The sequence below is a fragment of the Gorillibacterium timonense genome (assembly GCF_001457415.1).
GTDB lineage: Bacteria > Bacillota > Bacilli > Paenibacillales > NBRC-103111 > Gorillibacterium > Gorillibacterium timonense.
Map to the genome: position 1 here is coordinate 1 of NZ_LN881718.1, position 3,868 is coordinate 3,868.

Annotated in this window: 1 protein-coding gene, 17 tRNA genes and 1 rRNA gene; all 19 read right to left on the reverse strand. The window is 49.2% G+C overall.

Features of this window, described 5'->3' with window-relative positions; translation table 11 throughout:
- Nucleotides 1-609 precede the first annotated feature (609 nt).
- Entirely contained in the window at nucleotides 610-1,578 is a 969-nt protein-coding gene (locus BN2684_RS00005) for a glycoside hydrolase family 43 protein (protein ID WP_058300160.1), read from the reverse strand.
- A gap of 412 nt (nucleotides 1,579-1,990) precedes the next feature.
- Nucleotides 1,991-2,069: transfer RNA gene (locus BN2684_RS00010), tRNA-Leu, on the reverse strand.
- Between the two features lie 24 nt (nucleotides 2,070-2,093).
- Nucleotides 2,094-2,170: transfer RNA gene (locus BN2684_RS00015), tRNA-Arg, on the reverse strand.
- Between the two features lie 15 nt (nucleotides 2,171-2,185).
- Nucleotides 2,186-2,274, reverse strand: a tRNA-Leu gene (locus BN2684_RS00020).
- 24 nt (nucleotides 2,275-2,298) lie between these two features.
- Nucleotides 2,299-2,372: transfer RNA gene (locus tag BN2684_RS00025), tRNA-Cys, on the reverse strand.
- Nucleotides 2,373-2,382: 10 nt separating this feature from the next.
- Nucleotides 2,383-2,457, reverse strand: a tRNA-Gly gene (locus BN2684_RS00030).
- A 13-nt stretch (nucleotides 2,458-2,470) separates the two neighbouring features.
- Nucleotides 2,471-2,544, reverse strand: a tRNA-Gln gene (locus tag BN2684_RS00035).
- A 13-nt stretch (nucleotides 2,545-2,557) separates the two neighbouring features.
- Nucleotides 2,558-2,633: transfer RNA gene (locus BN2684_RS00040), tRNA-His, on the reverse strand.
- A gap of 22 nt (nucleotides 2,634-2,655) precedes the next feature.
- Nucleotides 2,656-2,729: transfer RNA gene (locus BN2684_RS00045), tRNA-Trp, on the reverse strand.
- Between the two features lie 22 nt (nucleotides 2,730-2,751).
- A tRNA-Tyr gene (locus BN2684_RS00050) sits at nucleotides 2,752-2,837 on the reverse strand.
- A 17-nt stretch (nucleotides 2,838-2,854) separates the two neighbouring features.
- A tRNA-Thr gene (locus tag BN2684_RS00055) sits at nucleotides 2,855-2,930 on the reverse strand.
- A 13-nt stretch (nucleotides 2,931-2,943) separates the two neighbouring features.
- Nucleotides 2,944-3,019: transfer RNA gene (locus BN2684_RS00060), tRNA-Phe, on the reverse strand.
- A gap of 50 nt (nucleotides 3,020-3,069) precedes the next feature.
- Nucleotides 3,070-3,146: transfer RNA gene (locus BN2684_RS00065), tRNA-Asp, on the reverse strand.
- A 25-nt stretch (nucleotides 3,147-3,171) separates the two neighbouring features.
- Nucleotides 3,172-3,245, reverse strand: a tRNA-Met gene (locus BN2684_RS00070).
- A gap of 10 nt (nucleotides 3,246-3,255) precedes the next feature.
- Nucleotides 3,256-3,331, reverse strand: a tRNA-Val gene (locus BN2684_RS00075).
- Nucleotides 3,332-3,334: 3 nt separating this feature from the next.
- Nucleotides 3,335-3,409, reverse strand: a tRNA-Glu gene (locus tag BN2684_RS00080).
- 27 nt (nucleotides 3,410-3,436) lie between these two features.
- Nucleotides 3,437-3,528: transfer RNA gene (locus BN2684_RS00085), tRNA-Ser, on the reverse strand.
- Nucleotides 3,529-3,531: 3 nt separating this feature from the next.
- Nucleotides 3,532-3,607: transfer RNA gene (locus BN2684_RS00090), tRNA-Asn, on the reverse strand.
- Between the two features lie 133 nt (nucleotides 3,608-3,740).
- Nucleotides 3,741-3,868: ribosomal RNA gene (locus tag BN2684_RS24645) — 23S ribosomal RNA — on the reverse strand; the annotation flags it as partial.

A 3,868-nucleotide genomic window follows, 5' to 3' on the forward strand; every position in this document is an offset into this window, starting at 1 on the left:
TCTTCGATTGCTTATACTTCATGGTAGAGTGCCTCCTGTGCTGAGTTGTTCTTTGGTCGGAACCCAGTATACAGAAGGTGCTCTTTTCATTCAAACCTCAAATTAATTCATTACAGGAATGGCTCCTAACTTTTATAACCAAGTTTAAGTATATTCTATTCTTTGCCATGCTTACCCTAGAGGAAAAAAACCTTGGATTCGTACACAATCCGGGTCCTTGATTTCATGGCATCTGAGCATGTGTTACAAGCCTCCTTCTGATCTCATACCTGTAAAATAATGACACATTCTCTTCTTTAAAACAATAAAAAGTTATCAGACACGCCTTAGTGTGGGCTCCACATATTCCAGACGAAATCGGCTCATTTTCAACTGGTTTATGATGTCGATTTGAATCTGATTTATCTTCATCGGTGCAGCTTCATCCTTTCCCGGACAGCTTACAAAATCAAAATTTGAACGACTGTCGCCATGATCAACAATTCTCTTCAACTAGCGTGAAATAAAATCAAGATGGATGTGCGACACCTCCCAAAACAAAAAGGCGAGGGCACTTAGCCCCCGCCGCACTCGTCGGTCTTCTGTTAAATTTCCACATACTCGAACCAATCAAAGTCTGCTGCATTGTCGCTTTTCCATGCCATTGCTGCTGGCATACAGGCCCAGGCAGGCCCCCACAAATCCTCCGGCAACATCTGTACTCAGGATGCGTCCATCTACTTGTTCCGCCAAAATCAAATGTTCATCCGACTTGCTGCCATAGTAGAAGGAATAATCCTGCCCATGAGCTGTAACCGTCAAGTAGAGGGTGTCGGCAGAGAAAGCGTTCCTCGCCAGCACCTCTTCCTTTCCGTTCGTGCATTTGGTCAATTGCACGAAATACGATTCGCCTGTTTTCACATATTCGAAACGGAAGTTAAATTTGCTGCTCTGCAACAGCGCCATACCTGCTGTTTCGTTTTCGGTTTGTGGAGTAAACTCCATCACCGTGCGCGCAGCAAAATCAATATGCTGCTGACGTTTGCACACCAGGCTCGGATTGACGTCCTCCGTAATGGTTTCCCGACGCAGCTTCAATCTCAGATGACCCTTACGGGCGTCCAGGCTGAAGAAATCCTCTCTCGGCGTCCGCGCGAACAGCCATTGCATACCAAGCTTTTCGCTGTCAAAATGATCGCAAGCAGCTTGCGTTAACCAGCGCTGCTCAGGCAGGTCGGGCCGCACCTCTACCAGTTCGACAATCCCTATGCCCGGCTTGACCACCAGCCAGCCGTCTTCCCATGTAAACGAAACAAGTAAGGTTTCTCTGCCCAGGTTGCGGTAATACCCGCCATATGGCCGCGAGGCGAGCAGCACCATCCACCACTCTCCATTTTGCGTTTCAACGATATCGGCATGACCCATATTTACAATGGGATAGTCATTACCCAAATGGCGATGGGTAAGCACCGGGTTACGGGGATTGCCGACGAAAGGGCCGGTAATCGATTCGCTGCGTGCAATCGAGAGGGCATGATCTGGTCCGGTTCCGCCTTCCGAAATCATCAGATAGTACAGACCGTTAATCTTTTTGATCAATACCCATCAAACTATAGAAAAAGCAAAAAGTCCCTTTAACCCCCTAATTATTCAGATAGGTTTGCAATAGTCGGGTCAAAATCAGCTTGCTCTCCCTTAACGCTATATTCTAGAAATTACGTTTACTGTAAGTTTGTTATTGGCCGTAAGATTATGTGAGCAACCGTATTTCACGCATTGAACTCTTCGTTATAGAGATTCGACCTGACTAAACCTTCAAGCCCACCCGAACTGGAGCCTTGCATCTGATTTTGAGATGGACTTGCGCGGGGAACACATTTCAGTCCCTTATGCCGCATTACTATTCCGTATTGGCTATAATGATTTAAACCGTAACCATGAATGAGGCCATAAATAGGAAAAGCAGATTCATAAAACTGCTCAAGGCAATTTTACAAATCTGCTCTTTAAGTGCCGGTGAGAGGACTCGAACCTCCACGGTTTCCCTCACGATTTTGAGTCGCGCGCGTCTGCCATTCCGCCACACCGGCATATAAATTTTATTTGTGAAATAATGGCGTGCCCAGAGAGATTCGAACTCCCGACCTTTTGATTCGTAGTCAAACGCTCTATCCAGCTGAGCTATGGGCACATATCTTGATGAAGTTGGTGCCGGGGACGGGACTTGAACCCGTACGATGGTCACCCATCCCAGGATTTTAAGTCCTGTGCGTCTGCCGATTCCGCCACCCCGGCACAGGGCAGACACATGAAATTCAATGGAGGCGCCACCCAGATTCGAACTGGGGGTAAAGCTTTTGCAGAGCTTTGCCTTACCACTTGGCTATGGCGCCAAAAATAAAATGGAGCGGACGAAGGGATTCGAACCCTCGACCCTCGCCTTGGCAAGGCGATGCTCTACCACTGAGCCACGTCCGCATACTATATAATTTGGCTGGGGATCTAGGATTCGAACCTAGGGTGACGGAGTCAGAGACCGTTGCCTTACCGCTTGGCTAATCCCCATCAGAGTAAATAATGGGGCGGTCGAAGGGAATTGAACCCTCGAGTGTCGGATCCACAAACCGATGCGTTAACCACTTCGCCACGACCGCCATACGATCCCAAATTTGAAATTGGCAGGGGCAGCAGGAATTGAACCCACACCAAAGGTTTTGGAGACCTTTGTTCTACCTTTAAACTATGCCCCTACAGATAAAGGAAGGATTAAAATGGTGGAGGCTGATGGATTCGAACCACCGAACTCGTCAGAGAACAGATTTACAGTCTGCTGCGTTTGGCCACTTCGCTAAGCCTCCACGATATAAGGAAAAACTGGTGCCGCCGAGAGGACTTGAACCCCCAACCTACTGATTACAAGTCAGTTGCTCTACCAGTTGAGCTACAGCGGCTTGAATCCGCAAGTGGTGGCTCGGGACGGAATCGAACCGCCGACACGAGGATTTTCAGTCCTCTGCTCTACCGACTGAGCTACCGAGCCATATGGGATTCTTCATCTTCAAAGATTTTGTTCACTTCTCAGGTTTAAAATGGCGGAGCCGACGGGATTCGAACCCGCGGTCTCCTGCGTGACAGGCAGGCATGTTAGGCCTCTACACCACGGCTCCACAATCGATAACGAGAAGAAGTAAGTTGCGGGGGCAGGATTTGAACCTGCGGCCTTCGGGTTATGAGCCCGACGAGCTACCGGACTGCTCCACCCCGCGATGGATGATATGGTGGAGGCTGAGGGGATCGAACCCCCGACCCTCTGCTTGTAAGGCAGATGCTCTCCCAGCTGAGCTAAGCCTCCATATGGTGACCCGTAGGGGATTCGAACCCCTGTTACCTCCGTGAAAGGGAGGTGTCTTAACCCCTTGACCAACGGGCCTTGCTATTAGTTTCACTAAGGAGTAAGTGGCGGAGAGAGAGGGATTCGAACCCTCGAGACGCTTGTGACGCCTACACGATTTCCAATCGTGCTCCTTCGACCAACTCGGACACCTCTCCACATGGCTCCCCGAACAGGACTCGAACCTGTGACAACTCGATTAACAGTCGAGTGCTCTACCAACTGAGCTATCAGGGAACGGACTCGATTAGTGACACCTAGACAGTATATCAGGTTTTGTCCTAAAAGGAAACAAGTTCTTTTCAGGGGGTTATTCCCTGAAAACCGGATGCGAAGCAACTCGCTTGGAACATTCTTACCTGTGTGTTGTGTGGATAAGCCCTCGACCGATTAGTATCCGTCAGCTGCATGCGTTGCCGCACTTCCACCTCGGACCTATCAACCTGGTCGTCTTCCAGGGGTCTTACGAATTGGGAAATCTCATCTTGAGGGCGCCAC